Genomic DNA, 2,628 nt, shown 5'->3' with positions numbered 1-2,628 from the left:
TCTGCTCAGAAGAGAACCTTCCTTATAGTGAAAAATCGCGAGTTTGAGCATCTTTGAACGAAAACAGGTTGATCATTTTGCTCACAAAAACGCTGAGTACTATACTCCTCTTAGAAAATCAAATTGCCTATCAGTTCGCAACATTACTGAAAAATTCTCCTTTAAAACTTGCTTTTACTTTATTGAAATCTATAATATTCACTTAATAAATACTATACAAAAAATTGAATTTGATCTACAATTTTATCAGCAGCATGCCCATCACCATAATCTGCAATTGCATCCCTGTCTTCATTCAATAACATTTTACGAATAGATGACACTATATTTGCCACCGATGCCGTATCTGCTAGAGCATTCCACCCTGCATCTATAGTTTCCACCCATTCAGTCTGGTCCCTGAGGGTAACGCACGGAACCCGGTGGAAATACGCTTCTTTCTGAACCCCGCCCGAATCGGTGGCGAGTGCCAGCGCATTGCTTTCAAGGCTTGCCATATCTAAAAAGCCAACCGGATCGACAAGTTTTACTTTTTGCATGCGTGCTGAAAGGCCATACTCCTGGATATACTTTTTCGTACGTGGGTGCAGCGGCAGGATTATTTTAAATTCCTTGCTCAGCTTGCCAAAAGCTTCAGCAATATTTTCCAGACGCAGCCGGTTATCGGTATTTTCCTGTCGATGAATTGTTGCGAGGATGTATTCTTTTGGAGCTATTGCTAAATCTTCGAGTATAGTGCTTTTTTCTTTTGCTTTTTGAGCAGCGAACAATGCTGTATCGTACATGACATCGCCGACATGATAGACGTTTTGCGTGATCCCCTCATTTTTCAAATTTGCTATTGCAGTAGTAGTGGAACAGAGGTGCAGAGATGACAGGTGATCGGCGACGATCCGGTTTATTTCTTCGGGCATATCCCGGTTAAAAGATCTCATCCCGCCTTCAACGTGGGCAACCGGTATATGCAGTTTTGCAGAGGCTAATGCAGCAGCAGCGGTCGAATTGGTATCGCCATAAATCAAAACGAGGCCAGGTTGTTCATCAACAAGGACCTTCTCCAGCCGTTTCATAATCTCACCGGTTTGTTCAGCATGAGTTCCGCTCCCAACTTCCAAGTTGTAATCCGGAGATTTCATTTCAAGTTCATCAAAAAAAACATCCGACATATTGCTGTCGTAATGCTGTCCGGTATGAACAATTATTTCTTTAAATCCGCCGGTTTTAATCAGAGCTTTGGAGACCGGAGCTGCCTTTATAAATTGTGGGCGGGCGCCGATGACCGTGATAATTTTATTCATCCGTTGTTTCTGCAAATTATTAGTTTATTCAGGATATCTTTTTAAATTCTTTGTAAGACAGTTTCCCTGCTCTCATATCTTCGGGCAGTGGCTGCTCCTCATCAATGTCCAGGCACTTGAGGTTACCTGACTGCGTGACTGAGTACCGTAAACCGCTTTCTGGGCATATGTACATATCATTTTCATCAGATTTGATTAATCGATGTCCATGCCGGCTCATCCATCCATTTTGTTTAGCAGGTATGCCGATCATGAATGCATAATCCGGAACATCTTTGGTAACTACCGCACCGGCTGCAATAAATGCATATCGACCGATAGTAATACCACATACAATTGTTGCATTTGCACCAATTGTCGCTCCACGGCAAATGTGGATTTTTTCATAAAGGGCTTGCCGGTTGACCTGGGACCGAGGGTTCGTAACATTTGTCAATACGCATGAAGGTCCCAGAAAAACATCATCTTCAATAATCGTACCTTCATACACAGAAACATTATTCTGTATTTTGACATTATTCCCTGTTACAACATTACCGGCGATGTTTACGTTCTGGCCGAGAATGCAATTTTCACCAATTTTTGCATTTTTCATAACATGAGAAAAATGCCAGATTTTCGTGCCACTGCCTATTTCGCAAGGTTCATCAACATATGCCGATTCATGTTTGAAATAGTTCAAGTTATTATTTATCCTTTCTTAAATGCGTCATGTTTTCCCCTCTCTCTACACCAAATATTGAGCTGGCTACCGAACCGCCAATTTGGTACGGGACCCCCAGCTCGTCAAGCACCTCTACAAAAGGACGGATGGTTGTTTCAATTTCAAATCTATTCACCATGTCCTCGGTTGATCAAAAATTTCCGGATCTTTCTTTCCAGCTCTATTCCATAATGAAGCGTTACAAATAACATTGATTGTTCAAAGTCACTAAGAGTGGGGTTTTGGCGGGCGATGGCCCTTTTGGACATCTTCACGACAGAATGACTTAATGATGCCATTTTCCTGAATCGCCCTGCGGGACCTGCACGGCGAAGTAATTCTATCTGCACATGCTCAGCATCCGGTGATGTATCATTAGGGATTAGCATGAAATTTTTACTAGGTGAAATCGTGGACTGGAATATGCTCATACGAAAATTGCTTATGGTTTCCAATCATAGACTGCTTTTGCGAATTGCCGGAAATAACCTGCTTTTCCGACCAATACTTTCAGATAGTTCGCCGGGATTGCGAAGTTAAGATTCTGGCCGCCCCTAAATGTGGCCACTGAAACACCAATGACTTCGCCCCTTTCATTCAGTACTGGGCCACCGCTGCTTCCTGGTG

3 protein-coding genes are annotated in these 2,628 nt (G+C 42.6%); all 3 read right to left on the bottom strand.

Annotated elements, in window-relative coordinates:
• Positions 1–212: 212 nt before the first annotated feature.
• Complete coding sequence (locus GF401_15130; GenBank protein MBD3346384.1) at positions 213–1,298, bottom strand: UDP-N-acetylglucosamine 2-epimerase (non-hydrolyzing); 1,086 nt, start codon at positions 1,296–1,298, stop codon at positions 213–215.
• 28 nt (positions 1,299–1,326) lie between these two features.
• Positions 1,327–1,980 (bottom strand): N-acetyltransferase, encoded by a 654-nt coding sequence (locus GF401_15125; GenBank protein MBD3346383.1) that lies wholly within the window; start codon positions 1,978–1,980, stop codon positions 1,327–1,329.
• Between the two features lie 149 nt (positions 1,981–2,129).
• Positions 2,130–2,432: a hypothetical protein gene (locus tag GF401_15120; GenBank protein MBD3346382.1), complete on the bottom strand. Its 303-nt coding sequence runs from the start codon at positions 2,430–2,432 to the stop codon at positions 2,130–2,132.
• Positions 2,433–2,628 lie beyond the last annotated feature (196 nt).

This window comes from Chitinivibrionales bacterium (genome assembly GCA_014728215.1).
Taxonomy (GTDB): Bacteria; Fibrobacterota; Chitinivibrionia; order Chitinivibrionales; family WJKA01; genus WJKA01.
Note: the sequence above shows the minus strand (reverse complement) of the source record. Positions and strands in the feature narration are given on the sequence as shown.